The following is a 13,694-nucleotide window of genomic DNA, read 5'->3' on the forward strand; positions in this document are numbered from 1 at the left end:
GACGGGAACCTTTTGTACAGTTGCATCTTGCACGCAGGTTTACCTCGCAGGTTGCAAAATGCACGACTCATGCAACTGGATGAAAATGCTAAGTCATTGATTTATAAGCGTTTAAGCGAAGCGGAAAAGCTGGCACAGCACATGCAACTACCTTCATACCTGCAGCCAGGAACAACGGCGCAGACCTTTCGAAAAACAGGAGTGACTCACATGAAGAAGTTCGCCATTGCTGCCGCTACTGCTACCGCTCTGACCCTGACCATGGCTAATGCGGCATTTGCCCAACAGTCCACCCAGGCCCCTATGACGCTGGCGGCCGGTGAGGTGACCAAAGCCAAGGAAGCTACTTCCGATACTTGGATCACCACCAAGGTGAAGGCTGACCTGATGACCGAGAAAGGTGTACCTGGCAGCGACATCAAGGTTGAAACCAACAAGGGTGTCGTTTCGCTGTCTTCCGATGTGGCAGTGACTGATTCGCAGAAAGAGATGGCAGTTGCCATCGCCAAGAAGATCAAAGGTGTTCAGGCCGTTTCGGCTGATGGCCTGAAGTCCGAATAAGGGACGTCCCGTCGGCCAAAAGGATTTGGCCACCAACACAAAAAGCCCCGGCAACCTGCCGGGGCTTTTCTTTGGCTGCTTCAAAAGCCTGGGTTGCGGGCGATTACATCGCTTTCGAAGCAGTCCTGCTCGGCGATCAGCGGCTCAACCAGTGGGCGGCTGTCGCGAAAGTGTGCCGTCTGGGTGTGTGCTTCATAGGCGGCGTCGTCCTGGTAGATCTCGTAGAGGTAGATGACCTCGGGGTCTAGGCGGTCCTGGGAGACGTCGAACACCAGGCACCCTGGCTCGTTGGCCACTGATGCAGCGGCATTGACCTTGATGGCCGTCAGAAAAGCCTCGGCGCAACCGGGCTTCACGCGTGTCTTGATAAACAGGCTATACACATGGCGCTCCTTTTGTTTTACATTCATCTGTGAATTGTATACAAAAATGGAGTCGCGCCAATGTCTGAATTGCCTGAACGCCCTGGTCGCTTTAACGGCTTGCGCCACATTGCCTTATTGGTACCCAACCTTGAGGAGTGCGAGCGCTTTTACGTCGACGTGCTGGGCATGGAGGTGCTCAACCGCGCCAATGAAGACCTGGTCTACCTGACCTGCGGTAACGACAACCTGTCATTGGGGCGCGGCGCCGGGGCCGCTAATGGCTTGCAGACGCTCGATCACTACGGCTTCATCGTCGACAGCGTGGAGGAGCTGGAGGCTTGGTACCAGTACTTCAAGGCGCACGGGGTGACCCTGCTGGACCGCCCGTTCAACCACGGTGACGGGGCGCGCAGCTTCCATTTGCTGGACCCGGCGGGGAACAAGGTGCAACCGCTGTATCACCCGGCAGTGTCGGGGCAGCGGCTGGTTTGAATGCATGGCCTTGCGGTGACTGTACTGGCCTCTTCGCGGGTGAACCCGCTCCCACCCGAACTGTGTAGCCTCCAAATCTAGCGCAGATCCTGTGGGAGCGGGTTTACCCGCGAAGGGGCGAGCACTGGCTCATTCGGCATCCAGGTGCATCGGTGTAATTACCCGGCCATCACTCTCGGCCTTGCCCAAGGTCGTGTCGATGAAGTACACCCGGTCATCTTCCAGCTTGCCTTTGTCCACCAGGTAGTCCTTGATGCTGCTGGCCCGCTCCTGGCCCAGCGTGCGTAGCAACGCGGCACTTTCGGCCCAGGACTTGATCACCGCCTCGCGCAACTTGGCAGTGCGCTCGTCGCGGCCAAGCTGTTCCCACTCGGCCGGTGGTTGCTGCTTCAGGCGGGTGCGGTAGATGCCTTCGAGCATCGCCGGCTTGTCGCTGTCGTCGACCACCAGCATCGAAGCATTGGCAGGCACCTTGTCGCCACGACGTTGCAGGATCTTGTACCAGGTGGCCTGGTATTCGCGGTCCAGGCGCTGCTGGGCGATCAGCGGGCCGTCGCTGGTCTGCGCACTGGTGCCTTCGATTTCCAGACGCAGTTCCGGGCGCTCTTTGAGCGCCGAGGCCAGTTTGTCCAGGGAGGACTGGGCATCGCCCGTGAGCTCACTCGAGCCCGGGGCGAACGCGACAGTGCCAAGGTCTTCGGAACCCCCGCCAGCAATCAGCCCGCCGATAAACTTGAACGGCGCCTGGGCCGCGCGCAGCACCAGGTTGCGCAGGGTTTGCCAGACGATCGGCATGACGCTGAACTGCGGGTTGTTGAGGTCACCGGTCACCGGCAACTCGATGGAAATCTTGCCCTCGGTGTCCTTGAGCAGCGCGACCGCCAGGCGGATCGGCAGGTCCACGGCATCTGGGCTGTCGACCTTCTCGCCCAACTGCAGTTGCTCAACCACCACTTTGTTCTCGGCCTTGAGCTGGCCGTTGGTGATCAAGTAATGCAGGTCGAGGTTGAGCCGCCCCTTGCGGATACGGAAGCCCGCGAACTTGCCGGAGTAGGGCGTCAGCGTGGTCAGTTCGACCCGCTTGAAGCTGGTGGCGATATCCAGGCTGGCCAGCGGGTTGAACGGGTTGAGCGCGCCTTTGATGGTGACCGGCGCATAGCGGTCGACCTTGCCCTTGATGTCCACCTTGGCCGGGTTCGGCTTGCGGTTGTCGATGGTGCCGATCTGGCCGTTGAGCTGCTGCACGGCGGTGGCGAAGTTGGGCGTAAGGGACAGGTCGGCGAAGTTGGCCGAGCCGTCATTGATGTCGATCTGGCCAATATGGATGCCCAACGGCTTGTCGCTGCTGGCCGGTTTCGCAGCCTTGGCTGCCGGCGCATCGGCCGGCTGCGGGATTAGCAGGTCGTTGACGTTGGTGGTGCGGTCTTCGTTGATGATGAAGCGGGCATAGGGCTGCAGCAAGGTCACCTTGTCGATCGACAGGGCATCACCGTGCACATAGGACAGGCCATCGACGTTTACCTGCTGCCATTTCACGAAGTCGCGGCTCTTGATCGTGTCGAGGGTATGCAACTGGTTGACCTGGGCCTTGCCGGTGACGTTGAAGGCCAGTGGCTCGGTGCTTTTCAGGTCGACCTTGAGGTCGCTGGCAAGCATGCCGCTGCGCAGCTCCAGCAGAATGAACGGGCTGATGTAGGCCTGGGCCACACGCAGGTCGATGTCGCGTGTGCTGACATCCAGCTTGGCCCAGACAGGCGCCAGATTCACTTGGCCGGCAGCCTGCAATTTGCCTTGTTTGCCCACACCGGTGTCGAGTTTGAGCGTGAAAGGCGACTGGTTGAGGCTGTCGAAGCCTTGCAGGTCGACATTGAGCGGGCCGACATCCAGTGCCACCGGTTCTTTCTGGCTACGGTCTGCCAGGTGCACGTTGTAGTTGCGCAGCTGGACGTCCTTGAGCAGCACTTGCCACGGCTTGCTCGGCGCTTGGGCGGCTTTTTCTGCAGGCGTAGGTTCGGCGGCGGCGGGCTCGGCCTTTTGTTTCGGCGTGGCCTTGGCCGGTTGGCTGGCGAACAGCTTCTGCCAGTCGAGCTGGCCGTCTTTTTCCAACGCGGCCCAGGTTTCGAGCTTGTCGCTGCGAATCTTGCCGACGATGACTTTTTGCTTGGCCAGGTCGATAGAGGTGTCACTGACCTCCAGGTTGGCCAGGCGTACCAGTTGGCGGCCATCCGGAGCCTTGATGGCGAACGGCGCCACTTTTACCGAGGTGTTGTCCAGCAGCAGCTCGGTCTCTTTGGACAGGTTGAAGGTGTAATGAGTGTCGAGGCTGATGACGCCTTCTTCCAGCACCAGAGGCACGGCGTCACGCACATACGGCCAGAACGCCTTCATCTTGCCGTCGGTGACCTTCAGGGTGCCTTCGAAAGCAATGGGCGACAGGCTGAGGGTGCCACTCCAGTCGATCTGCCCGCCGTACGGGCCCTTCGCTACCAGGGTCATGTCGGCATTGTCGTCCGGGAGCGTGCTGAGGTTTTTCAGCTCTAGGTTCATGTTGTCGTACAGAAACTCGATCGGCTCGCTCGGGCGCTCGTCCTGGAAGTGCAGGTAACCTTCCTTGAGCTTGATGCTGCCGATGCGCAGCGGGAATGGGTCGCTGGGCGGCTGCTCGGGCTTGGCCTCGCTGGGCGGCAGCTTGAACAACTGGGTCAGGTTGAGCTGCCCGCCCTTGGCGAACAGCACTTCGCTGCGCGGTTTGTCGAGCTCTACCGCCGTCAGGTGCAAGGCGCCATTCCACACGCTGTCGAGCGCAAGGTTGGCATAGAGCCGCTCGAAGCCGACCTGTTCCTTGCCAGGTTCGCCAATTTGCAGGCCCCACAGCGTCAGTTCGAGGCTGAAGGGGTTGAGCTCGATGCGCTGCAGGTGAGCAGGCACGGTGGCATATTGCGTCAATTGCTGATTGGCAATGCGCAGTGCGACACCGGGGAGAATAAGGAAGCCGAGCAGGCTGTAGAGGGCTACGAGAGCCACCATGGCGCCGAGGGCGCGAATCAATCCTTTGTACATGTGTCGCTTCGTCTGTCTAAGCAGGAGTGCTTGGAGTATGGCAGGTTAAATCAGTTCCGCTGAGGCGACCGATTCGCCTCATTCGATACCCATGCGCCGTTTCGCTCGGTGCGCCGAACCATCGCGCATGGCCCAGCGCAAAACCGGTGCAGTGCGTTGCAGGCCGAGGCGGATCAGGCGCCGCTGCAATGGCCCGTGCTGCAGCCCGAGCATGGCTTGGGCCCAGTCGGGCAGCAGGTCGATGCCGGCGTTCAGCATGAGCTTGCCGACAGGTTGTGCCAGGCGGCTGGGCGCCGGGGCGGCAAGCAGGATGTCGACCACCTCATGGCTACGGGCATCGCACTGCAACTGCGGGCGCATGTGCCTGAGGTAGTCCTCGACCTGCTGACAGGAGCGCGGCACATCGCGCGCGCCCAGGCGTTCGGCGATCAGGGCAATCTCGTTGTAGTAGGCATCCTGCTCGGCGCGGGGCAGGTGCGGGTTGCGGTAACGCAGGTGGGCCGCGAGGAAGCTGCTGACTTCGGCCACATGCACCCAGGTCAGCAACCCCGGGTCGCTGGCGGCATAGGGGCGGCCATCGGCGGCAGTGCCGGTGACTTGCAAGTGGATGGTGCGGACTTTTTCGATCAGCCACTCGGCGTCGCGGGTCGAGCCAAAGGTGGTGCCGGAGATGAACTGGCTGGTGCGACGCAAGCGGCCGAGCAGGTCTTGGCGAAAGTTCGAATGGTCCCACACGCCGGCCAACGCCAGCGGGTGCAGCAGTTGCAGCATGAGGGCACTGATACCGCCGACCAGCATGCTTGGGAAATCGCCGTGCACTTGCCAGCTGATGCTCTGCGGGCCAAACAGCCCAGGGTCGCCCTTGGGCGATTCCAGGTCGAGCTGGCCGAGGGCCAGCCCGGTAAGGCTCATGACCTGGGTTTCGATGCGGCGGCGAAGGGCTTCCATGGCGACCTGTCGTTCAGGGCGGCCATGCAAGGGGCCGCCAGCTAGTGGTTGAGACGTGTGTCGATCAAGCCCTGAACCACACTCGGGTCGGCCAGGGTCGAGGTATCGCCCAGGTTTTCCAGTTCGTTGCAGGCGATTTTGCGCAGTATACGCCGCATGATCTTGCCCGAGCGGGTTTTGGGCAGCGCCGGTGCCCACTGGATCAGTTCCGGTTTGGCGAAGCTGCCGATTTCCTTGCTGACCAAGGCCAGCAGTTCGGCCTTGAGCGCGTCGCTGGGGTCGACGCCGTTCATGGGGGTGACAAAGGCATACACACCCTGGCCCTTGAGGTCATGGGGGTAGCCGACCACTGCGGCCTCGGCGACGCTGTCGTGCAACACCAGTGCACTTTCCACTTCGGCGGTGCCGATGCGGTGGCCGGAGACGTTGATCACGTCGTCGATGCGCCCGGTGATCCAGTAGTCGCCGTCGGCATCGCGGCGTGCGCCGTCGCCGGTGAAGTAGTAGCCGGGCATGGGTTTGAAATAGGTTTCGACCATGCGCTGATGGTCACCATAGACGCTGCGAATCTGCCCGGGCCAGCTGGCCTTGATGGCCAGCACGCCAGCGCCAGGGCCTTCAATGGGGGTGCCTTTTTCATCCAGCAGCACCGGCTGTACGCCGAACATCGGTTGGGTCGCGCAGCCCGGTTTGAGCCGTTGCGTGCTGGGCAGGGGCGTGAGCATGATGCCGCCGGTTTCGGTCTGCCACCAGGTGTCGACGATCGGGCAGCGCTTCTGGCCGACTTCTTCGAAGTACCATTCCCACGCTTCCGGGTTGATCGGCTCGCCGACGCTGCCGAGCAGGCGCAGGCTTTTGCGTGAGGTGCTCTGGAGTGGACCGGAGCCTTCGCGCATCAGGGCGCGCAAGGCCGTTGGCGCGGTGTAGAAGATGTTGACCTGATGCTTGTCGACCACCTGCCAGAAGCGCGAGGTGTCGGGGTAGTTGGGCACCCCTTCGAACATCAGCGAAATCGCGCCATTGGCCAGCGGGCCATAGACGATGTAGCTGTGGCCGGTGACCCAGCCTACATCGGCGGTGCACCAGAACACTTCGCCCTCGCGGTAATCGAACACCACCTTGAAGGTCATGGTGGCCTGCAGCAGGTAGCCGGCAGTGGTGTGCAGGACGCCCTTGGGTTTGCCGGTGCTGCCGGAGGTGTAGAGGATGAACAGTGGGTCTTCGGCTGCCATCGGTTCAGGTGGGCAGTCGTCGCCAGCGTGTTCCGTTACCTGGTGATACCAAAGGTCGCGGCCCTCGCTCCAGGCCACATCACCCCCCGTCCGCCGGACAACGAATACGCTGCTGACATTCGGGCAACTGGCCAGGGCCTTGTCGACGTTCAGCTTCAGTGGAATGCGCTTGCCACCGCGGATGCCTTCATCGGCGGTGATCACGGTACGGCAGTCGGCATCGAGGATGCGGTCACGCAGGGCATCGGGCGAGAAGCCGCCGAACACCACCGAGTGCACGGCGCCCAGCCGGGTGCAGGCGAGCATGGCGAAGGCGGCCTCGGGAATCATCGGCATGTAGATACACACCCGGTCGCCTTTTTTCACGCCGCGTGCCTTCAGGGCGTTGGCCAAGCGGCAGACCTGGCGGTGCAGTTCGCGGTAGGTGATGGCTTTGGCGTCTTGCGGGTCGTCGCCCTCCCAGAGCAGGGCAGTCTGTTCACCACGCTTGGCCAGATGGCGATCGATGCAGTTGTAGCTCACGTTCAACTGGCCACCGTCGAACCAGCGTGCCTGGCCGGTTTTCAGGTCGCACTGTTGCACGCTCGACCAGGGTTTGATCCAGTCCAGGCGTTTGGCCTGCTCGGCCCAGAAGGTGTCGGGGTCTTCCACCGATTGGCGGTAGAGGCGGCGGTAATCGTCGTCAGTGAGGGCGGCGGACTGGCTGACGGCCAGGGCCTGGGGGTAGTCGCGGATATCGAACATGGCGGGTGGTCCTTGCGCTTGTCGGGGGCGATGGACTGCAACGGCTATTCGATTGGACAGTGTAGCTAGAGGTGGTGTTCCTTAAGGTCGACGCTGGCCTTGTAGGAGCGGCCTTGTGCCGCGATGGGCCGCAAAGCGGCCCCAGGATTTCAGCGATGAAGCATCATTCAGCGGTGATGCATCCATTTTTGGGGCCGCTCTGCGGCCCATCGCGGCACAAGGCCGCTCCTACAAAGAGCGACCGTGTGGCGGGTGGGTCAACCGCGGTGACGGCCGCGGAAGTAGTTGATCAGGCCCTGGGTAGAGCCATCTTCGGCGCTGTCTTCCTGGCTGCCGACAAGGCGCTGGTAGACACCTTTGCCCAGCTCTTTGCCCAGCTCCACGCCCCATTGGTCAAAGGCGTTGATGCCCCAGATCACGCTCTGCACGAAGACCTTGTGCTCATACATCGCCACCAGTGCGCCCAAGCGGCGTGGGCTGATGCGCTCGACCACCAGGGTGTTGCTCGGGCGGTTGCCCGGGATCACCTTGTGCGGGGCCAGCTTTTCGATATCGGCTTCGTTCAGGCCTTTGGCGCGCAGCTCGGTCTCGGCTTCATCGCGGGTTTTGCCGAGCATCAGCGCCTGGCTCTGCGACAGGCAGTTGGCGTACAGCCACTGATGGTGGTCGGCCACCGGGTTGAAGCTCACCACCGGCACGATGAAGTCAGCAGGAATAAGGTGGGTACCCTGGTGCAGCAACTGGTGGTAGGCGTGCTGGCCGTTACAGCCCACGCCACCCCAGATCACCGGGCCGGTTTCGGTATGCACCGGCGTGCCGTCCTGCAGCACGCTCTTGCCGTTGGACTCCATGTCCAGCTGTTGCAAGTGCTTGGTGATGTTGCGCAGGTAGTGGTCGTACGGCAGGATCGCGTGGCTGCGGGCGCCCCAGAAGTTGCCATACCAGACGCCCAGCAGGGCCAGCAGCACCGGCATGTTCTTGTCGAACGGCGCGGTCTGGAAGTGCTGGTCCATGGTGTAGGCACCCGACAGCAGCTCCTTGAAGTTGGCGGTGCCGATGGCCAGGGCGATCGGCAGGCCGATGGCCGACCACAGCGAATAGCGCCCACCCACCCAGTCCCACATCGGGAAGATGTTCTCTTCACGGATACCGAAGGCGACGGCGGCGGCCTTGTTGCTGGAAACGGCGATGAAGTGGCGATACAGCTCTGCTTCCGAGCCGCCCTGGGCCAGGTACCAGGTGCGCGCGGCCATGGCGTTCTTCAGTGTTTCGAGGGTGTTGAACGATTTCGACGAAACAATGAACAGGGTGGTTTCGGCGCGCAGGTTGGCCGACAGTTCGTGGAACTCACTGCCGTCGATGTTCGCCAGGTAATGGCAGCGTACGCCGCGTTGTGCGTAGGGCAGCAGCGCTTCGGAGACCAGTTCCGGGCCGAGGAACGAGCCGCCGATGCCGATGTTGACCACGTCGGTGATCGGCTTTTCGCTGTAACCGCGCCACAGGCCATCGTGGATACGCCCGACCAGCTCGGTGATCTGGTTGAGCACCTTGTGCACTTCCGGCATCACGTTAACGCCGTTGACGCTGAGCTTGTCGCCCACTGGGCGGCGCAGGGCGGTGTGCAGCACCGGGCGGCCTTCGGAGGCGTTGATGATCTCGCCGCTGAACATCGACTTGATCGCATCCTGCAGGCCGACTTCGTTGGCCAGGTTCACCAGCAGGTCACGGCTTTGCTCGGTGATCAGGTTTTTCGAGTAGTCGAGGAACAGGCCGCAGCTGCTCAGGGAGAACTGATCAAAACGCTTGGCATCGGCGGCGAAGGCTTCACGCATGCTGAAGTCTTGCATGGCGTCGCGGTGTTGCTGAAGCGCCTGCCAGGCGGGCAGGGCCGTCACATCATGGGGAGTACGGTAATACGCCATTGCTCAGGGTTCCTTGGTGCGTTGTGAGGCCTTGGACATTGGCCACGGCTGTCAGTTGCAGGCAGTCATTATAGGCATTGGCGGCGCGGGGGGAATGGGGGCGTGAGGGGTTATGAAGGGGCCGCGAGGCAGCCCCCGAAGGTTTACGCGGTCTTGTCTTCCACGTGCAGGTACAGGTTGTCGATCAACCGGGTGTTACCCAGGTAAGCGGCGGCAATCACCACCAGGTCGCGATCATCGATCATGGCCGGGCGCAGGCTCACGGCATGGCGCACTTCCAGGTAGTCCGGGCGGAACCCGGCGGCGGTCAGTTGCGCCTGGCCGTCGGCCACCAGCGCGGCAAAATCACGCTGGCCACGGCCAATGGCCGCCCCGATGTGCTGCAGGGTGCGGTACAGCGCAGGTGCGGTAACACGCTGCTCGGGGGTGAGGTAACCATTGCGTGACGACAGCGCCAGGCCATCGTCGGCGCGCACGGTCGGCTCACCGATGATCTGGATGGGCATGTTCAGGTCGCGCACCATGGCGCGGATCACTGCCAGCTGCTGGAAGTCTTTTTCGCCGAACACGGCCAAGTCTGGCTGGACCATGTTGAACAGCTTGCTGACCACTGTCGCCACACCCTCGAAATGCCCTGGCCGGCTGGCGCCGCACAGGCCTTCGGAGAGGTGGGGGACGCTGACCCGGGTTTGCACGCTCATACCGTCGGGGTACATCTCTTCGACGGTTGGCGCGAACAGCAGGTTGCAGCCGGCCTGGAGCAAGCGCTCCTGGTCGGCTGCAAGGGTACGTGGGTAGGTGGCGAGGTCTTCGTTGGCGCCGAACTGCAGCGGGTTGACGAAGATACTGGCAACGACAAAGTCGGCCCGCTGGGCGGCCTTGGTCACCAGCGCGGCATGGCCGCTGTGCAGGTTGCCCATGGTCGGCACGAACGCGATGCGCTTGCCTTCGCCACGCGCGCGGCCAACGGCGGCGCGCAGTTCACGGACAGTCTTGACTGTGTTCATGCGCTGAACCCGTGTTCACTGGCAGGGAAGCTTACGTCCTTGACCGCCGTCACGTAGGCGGCGAGGGCGCTTTCGATGTCCGGCTGGCCGGCCATGAAGTTTTTCACGAACTTCGGCACCCGGCCGCTCAGCGACAGGCCAAGCATGTCGTGCAGGACCAGCACCTGGCCGTCGGTGGCGCTACCGGCGCCAATGCCGATGACCGGAATGTTCACGGCCTGGGTGATTTCTGCCGCCAGTTCGCTCGGTACGCACTCCAGCAGCAGCATGGCCGCGCCGGCCTGTTCCAGGGCAATGGCGTCGGCACGCATCTGCCGCGCCTGGGCTTCCTGACGGCCCTGCACCTTGTAACCGCCCAGCACATTGACGGTTTGTGGGGTCAGGCCCATGTGCGCGCACACCGGCACGCCACGTTCAGCCAGCAGGCGAATGGTCTCGGCCAGCCAGGCAGCGCCTTCGAGCTTGATCATGTGGGCACCGGCCTGCATCAGCGTGGCGCAGTTGGCAAAGGCCAGTTCGGGGGTGGCGTGGGCCATGAACGGCAGGTCGGCCAGAATCAGCGCGCCATCGTTGCCACGTTTGACGCAGGCAGTGTGGTAGGCCATTTCCTGGGTGGTGACAGGCAGCGTGCTGTCATGGCCCTGCAGGACCATCCCCAGCGAGTCGCCCACCAGCAACACTTCGACACCGGCCTGGCTGGCAACCTTGGCGAAGGTCGCGTCGTAGCAGGTCAGCATGGTGATTTTTTCACCCTTGGCCTTCAGGCCATGCAGGGTGGTCAGGGTTACTTCAGGCATGTAGGAAAATCCTCGTTCAGGCGCTGTTAAAACGACTGCATACAACGCGTGTAGTCATCTTCCGGAGCGGCACATCATCGCGCGTGATGTTCGGGCACAGGTCCGTCCGGGCCTAAATACGGGTATGCGGCACTTGGGTGCCACACGGGACGCCTATAGTCGTGAGCGAGGTGGGGGAAGTCAATCACCCTGTTACCGCATTGTTACGATCAGGGTGTTACTGGCGTTACCGCCGTCTGCAGCGCCCGAATTACAGGCGCTCGAGGCCGACGAACGGGCAGGCGCTGATGAGTTGGGCGAGGTCGCGGCCATCGGGCAGGCAGAAGCCTGCGGGCACCAGTTCGGCCAATGGGTAGAGCACGAAGGCGCGGGCGTGCATATGGTAGTGCGGCACTTGCAGGCGCGGCACGTCGATCAGGTGGTCGCCGAACAGCAGGATATCCAGGTCGAGCGTGCGCGGGCCCCAACGCTCTTTGCGCACACGGCCCTGGTCATTTTCGATGGCCTGCAGGGCATCCAGCAGCGCCAGCGGCTCGAGCGAGGTGTCGAGCGCAGCCACGGCATTGGTGTAGCGCGGCTGGCCAGGCAGCAGCGAGTCACTGGTGAACAGGCTCGAAGTGGCCACCAGGCAGGTGCCGGTGGCCTGGTCGAGCGCCTGGAAGGCGTTCTGCAGTTGTTCTGCAGGCTCGTCCAGGTTGCTGCCCAGGCCGATGTAAGCGCGCGTGGTCACTCGAACGCCTCTTCGCCACCACGCTTACGCTTGCTGGCGCTACGTTTGCGCTTGCGTGGGCCAGCGCCGGTGCCTTCGTCACGGCTGCCCAGCTCGCGAATCATCTCGCGGCGCTCGCTGTCATTGGCATCCTGGTAGTCAGTCCACCATTGGCCGAGGTCGTCGGTTTCTTCACCCGCGCTTTCACGCAGCAGCAGGAAGTCGTAACCGGCACGGAAGCGCGGGTTGTCGAGCAACTGGTCGGCACGTTTGCCGCTGCGACGTGGCAGGCGTTCCTGCATGTCCCAGATTTCGCGGATCGGCAGGGTGAAACGCTTCGGGATGGCAATGCGTGCACACTGTTCGGCGATCAGGTCGTGAGCCGCGCCGTTCATGGCCGGGATCGGTGGCACACCTTGGTTTTGCAGGTGCAGCACACGGGCCGGCAGGGCGGGCCAGAGCAGCGCAGCGAAGAGGAAGGCCGGGGTGACCGGTTTGCCCTGCTTCACACGCAGATCGGTGTTGTTCAGCGCCTGGCTGATCAAGGTGTGAGTGTAGGTAGGGCGCTCGTCCAGGGCGTGCGCGCTGGCCGGGAACAACGGCTCGAACAGCTGCAGGTCGACCAGCATTTCGAAGGCCATCGCACCTTGGCCGGAGAGGAACAGCTTGAGGCTTTCCTCGAACAGGCGTGCCGGGGGGATTTCGCGCAGCATCGGGGCCAGTTCGCGGATCGGCTGGACCGTGTGCTTTTCGATGCCGAAGTCGAGCTTGGCGGCGAAACGCACGGCCCGCAGCATGCGCACCGGGTCTTCCTGGTAGCGATGGGTCGGGTCACCGATCAGGCGCAGCAGGCGGTTACGCACGTCGTGCACGCCGTTGGCGTAATCGAGGATGCGTTCGCTGACCGGATCGTAGTAGAGGGCATTGATGGTGAAGTCGCGGCGTTGCGCGTCTTCTTCCAAGGTGCCGTACACGTTGTCACGCAGGATGCGACCACTGGCATTGTGCGACGAACGGTGGGTATCACCTTGATCGTCTTCCGAGTGGTGGGCGCGGAAGGTGGCGACTTCGATGATCTCACGGCCGAAATGCACGTGGACCAACTTGAAGCGGCGACCAATGATACGCGCGTTGCGGAACTCGGCACGGACCTGTTCAGGGGTGGCGCTGGTGGCGACGTCGAAGTCTTTTGGGGTGATGCCAAGCATCAGGTCGCGGACACAGCCACCGACCAGGTAAGCCTGGTAGCCCGCACTCTGCAGGCGCTCTACGATGTTCACCGCGTGGCGGCTGAACTGGTGGCGTTGCAGCGAGTGTTGGCTCTTGTTGATCACCTCAGGCGTGGTGCGCCTGTGGTGCTGGCCCGGTACGGGAGGGCGGAACGACTGGAACAGCTTCTTCAGCATGGGATGCACTGTTTGAAGGAATGTTCGGCCAAGAATAGGAGAATGGCCGCATGATGGGCGGGGATTCTAGCATTTACTCAAGGAATGGTGTAGGCGGGTAGCAGGATGCCTGCCAGAAGGGAGAAACGACAAGGGGAGCCTAAGCTCCCCAAGAAGTCGTTGCGTGCTCTTATTATTTTTTTGCTGGGCTTCTTGTTTTTGTTGAGTGCCCTGTCCACAAATCGCAAAGCTTGTGGACGACCCCTAATCCAGGGGTAAAGAGCAAACGGATTGCTTTGGCCGCTGATGTCACGTTGATCTGTCGATCCAACCAGTTCAGGCGCTGCTTTTTAGTGCAGTTTTTGTTGTTCTCTGCCTGGTCGTGGGGCAAGCCCCAAACACGCATCCTCTCCAAAAGAATCAGTTAGCTGCGCCTCCGCCGTCTTGTTTTTATTGTGCGTGAGCCGTTTCG

Annotated in this window: 11 protein-coding genes; 2 read left to right on the forward strand and 9 right to left on the reverse strand. The window is 62.2% G+C overall.

What is annotated here, in order from left to right; all coding sequences use genetic code 11:
• Nucleotides 1-210: 210 nt before the first annotated feature.
• Entirely contained in the window at nucleotides 211-561 is a 351-nt protein-coding gene (locus AB7M33_RS12595) for a BON domain-containing protein (RefSeq protein WP_086977097.1), read from the forward strand.
• Nucleotides 562-641: 80 nt separating this feature from the next.
• Here the strand turns inward: AB7M33_RS12595 and AB7M33_RS12600 are convergent, their stop codons facing one another.
• Nucleotides 642-944 carry a putative quinol monooxygenase gene (locus AB7M33_RS12600; RefSeq protein ID WP_027595019.1) on the reverse strand — a complete coding sequence of 101 codons (303 nt, stop codon included), beginning with the start codon at nucleotides 942-944 and terminating at the stop codon, nucleotides 642-644.
• 60 nt (nucleotides 945-1,004) lie between these two features.
• Here AB7M33_RS12600 and AB7M33_RS12605 point away from each other — a divergent pair, with 60 nt between their 5' ends.
• Nucleotides 1,005-1,418 (forward strand): VOC family protein, encoded by a 414-nt coding sequence (locus AB7M33_RS12605; RefSeq protein ID WP_186683020.1) that lies wholly within the window; start codon nucleotides 1,005-1,007, stop codon nucleotides 1,416-1,418.
• Nucleotides 1,419-1,547: 129 nt separating this feature from the next.
• Here AB7M33_RS12605 and AB7M33_RS12610 read toward each other — a convergent pair whose 3' ends face one another.
• The 8 genes from AB7M33_RS12610 to AB7M33_RS12645 form a co-directional block, all read right to left on the reverse strand.
• On the reverse strand, nucleotides 1,548-4,478 hold the full coding sequence (locus AB7M33_RS12610) for a DUF748 domain-containing protein (RefSeq protein WP_454242922.1): 2,931 nt from the start codon (nucleotides 4,476-4,478) through the stop codon (nucleotides 1,548-1,550).
• Nucleotides 4,479-4,556: 78 nt separating this feature from the next.
• Complete coding sequence (locus AB7M33_RS12615) at nucleotides 4,557-5,426, reverse strand: oxygenase MpaB family protein (RefSeq protein WP_099455344.1); 870 nt, start codon at nucleotides 5,424-5,426, stop codon at nucleotides 4,557-4,559.
• Nucleotides 5,427-5,467: 41 nt separating this feature from the next.
• On the reverse strand, nucleotides 5,468-7,402 hold the full coding sequence (acs, locus tag AB7M33_RS12620) for an acetate--CoA ligase (protein ID WP_454242923.1): 1,935 nt from the start codon (nucleotides 7,400-7,402) through the stop codon (nucleotides 5,468-5,470).
• A 257-nt stretch (nucleotides 7,403-7,659) separates the two neighbouring features.
• Nucleotides 7,660-9,324, reverse strand: a complete 1,665-nt coding sequence (gene pgi, locus AB7M33_RS12625; RefSeq protein WP_027595014.1) for a glucose-6-phosphate isomerase — start codon at nucleotides 9,322-9,324, stop codon at nucleotides 7,660-7,662.
• 143 nt (nucleotides 9,325-9,467) lie between these two features.
• Nucleotides 9,468-10,331, reverse strand: a complete 864-nt coding sequence (gene panC / locus AB7M33_RS12630) for a pantoate--beta-alanine ligase (RefSeq protein ID WP_027595013.1) — start codon at nucleotides 10,329-10,331, stop codon at nucleotides 9,468-9,470.
• A complete protein-coding gene (gene panB / locus AB7M33_RS12635) occupies nucleotides 10,328-11,128 on the reverse strand; it encodes a 3-methyl-2-oxobutanoate hydroxymethyltransferase (protein WP_085274233.1) in 801 nt (266 codons plus the stop codon). Before panB ends, panC begins: the two co-directional genes overlap by 4 nt.
• A gap of 250 nt (nucleotides 11,129-11,378) precedes the next feature.
• Complete coding sequence (folK, locus tag AB7M33_RS12640) at nucleotides 11,379-11,858, reverse strand: 2-amino-4-hydroxy-6-hydroxymethyldihydropteridine diphosphokinase (RefSeq protein WP_265969263.1); 480 nt, start codon at nucleotides 11,856-11,858, stop codon at nucleotides 11,379-11,381.
• Nucleotides 11,855-13,243: a polynucleotide adenylyltransferase PcnB gene (locus tag AB7M33_RS12645; protein WP_027595010.1), complete on the reverse strand. Its 1,389-nt coding sequence runs from the start codon at nucleotides 13,241-13,243 to the stop codon at nucleotides 11,855-11,857. The genes folK and AB7M33_RS12645 overlap by 4 nt, the downstream gene beginning before the upstream one ends.
• Nucleotides 13,244-13,694: the final 451 nt, after the last annotated feature.

The sequence above is a fragment of the Pseudomonas sp. Y3 TE3536 genome, from assembly GCF_053629175.1.

Coding starts and splice junctions, on each gene's coding strand:
- AB7M33_RS12595 (WP_086977097.1), top strand. CDS start 211: ATGAAGAAGTTCGCCATTGCTGCCGCTACTGCTACCGCTCTGACCCTG.
- AB7M33_RS12605 (WP_186683020.1), top strand. CDS start 1,005: ATGTCTGAATTGCCTGAACGCCCTGGTCGCTTTAACGGCTTGCGCCAC.
- AB7M33_RS12610 (WP_454242922.1), bottom strand. CDS start 4,478: ATGTACAAAGGATTGATTCGCGCCCTCGGCGCCATGGTGGCTCTCGTA.
- AB7M33_RS12615 (WP_099455344.1), bottom strand. CDS start 5,426: ATGGAAGCCCTTCGCCGCCGCATCGAAACCCAGGTCATGAGCCTTACC.
- acs (WP_454242923.1), bottom strand. CDS start 7,402: ATGTTCGATATCCGCGACTACCCCCAGGCCCTGGCCGTCAGCCAGTCC.
- pgi (WP_027595014.1), bottom strand. CDS start 9,324: ATGGCGTATTACCGTACTCCCCATGATGTGACGGCCCTGCCCGCCTGG.
- panC (WP_027595013.1), bottom strand. CDS start 10,331: ATGAACACAGTCAAGACTGTCCGTGAACTGCGCGCCGCCGTTGGCCGC.
- panB (WP_085274233.1), bottom strand. CDS start 11,128: ATGCCTGAAGTAACCCTGACCACCCTGCATGGCCTGAAGGCCAAGGGT.
- AB7M33_RS12645 (WP_027595010.1), bottom strand. CDS start 13,243: ATGCTGAAGAAGCTGTTCCAGTCGTTCCGCCCTCCCGTACCGGGCCAG.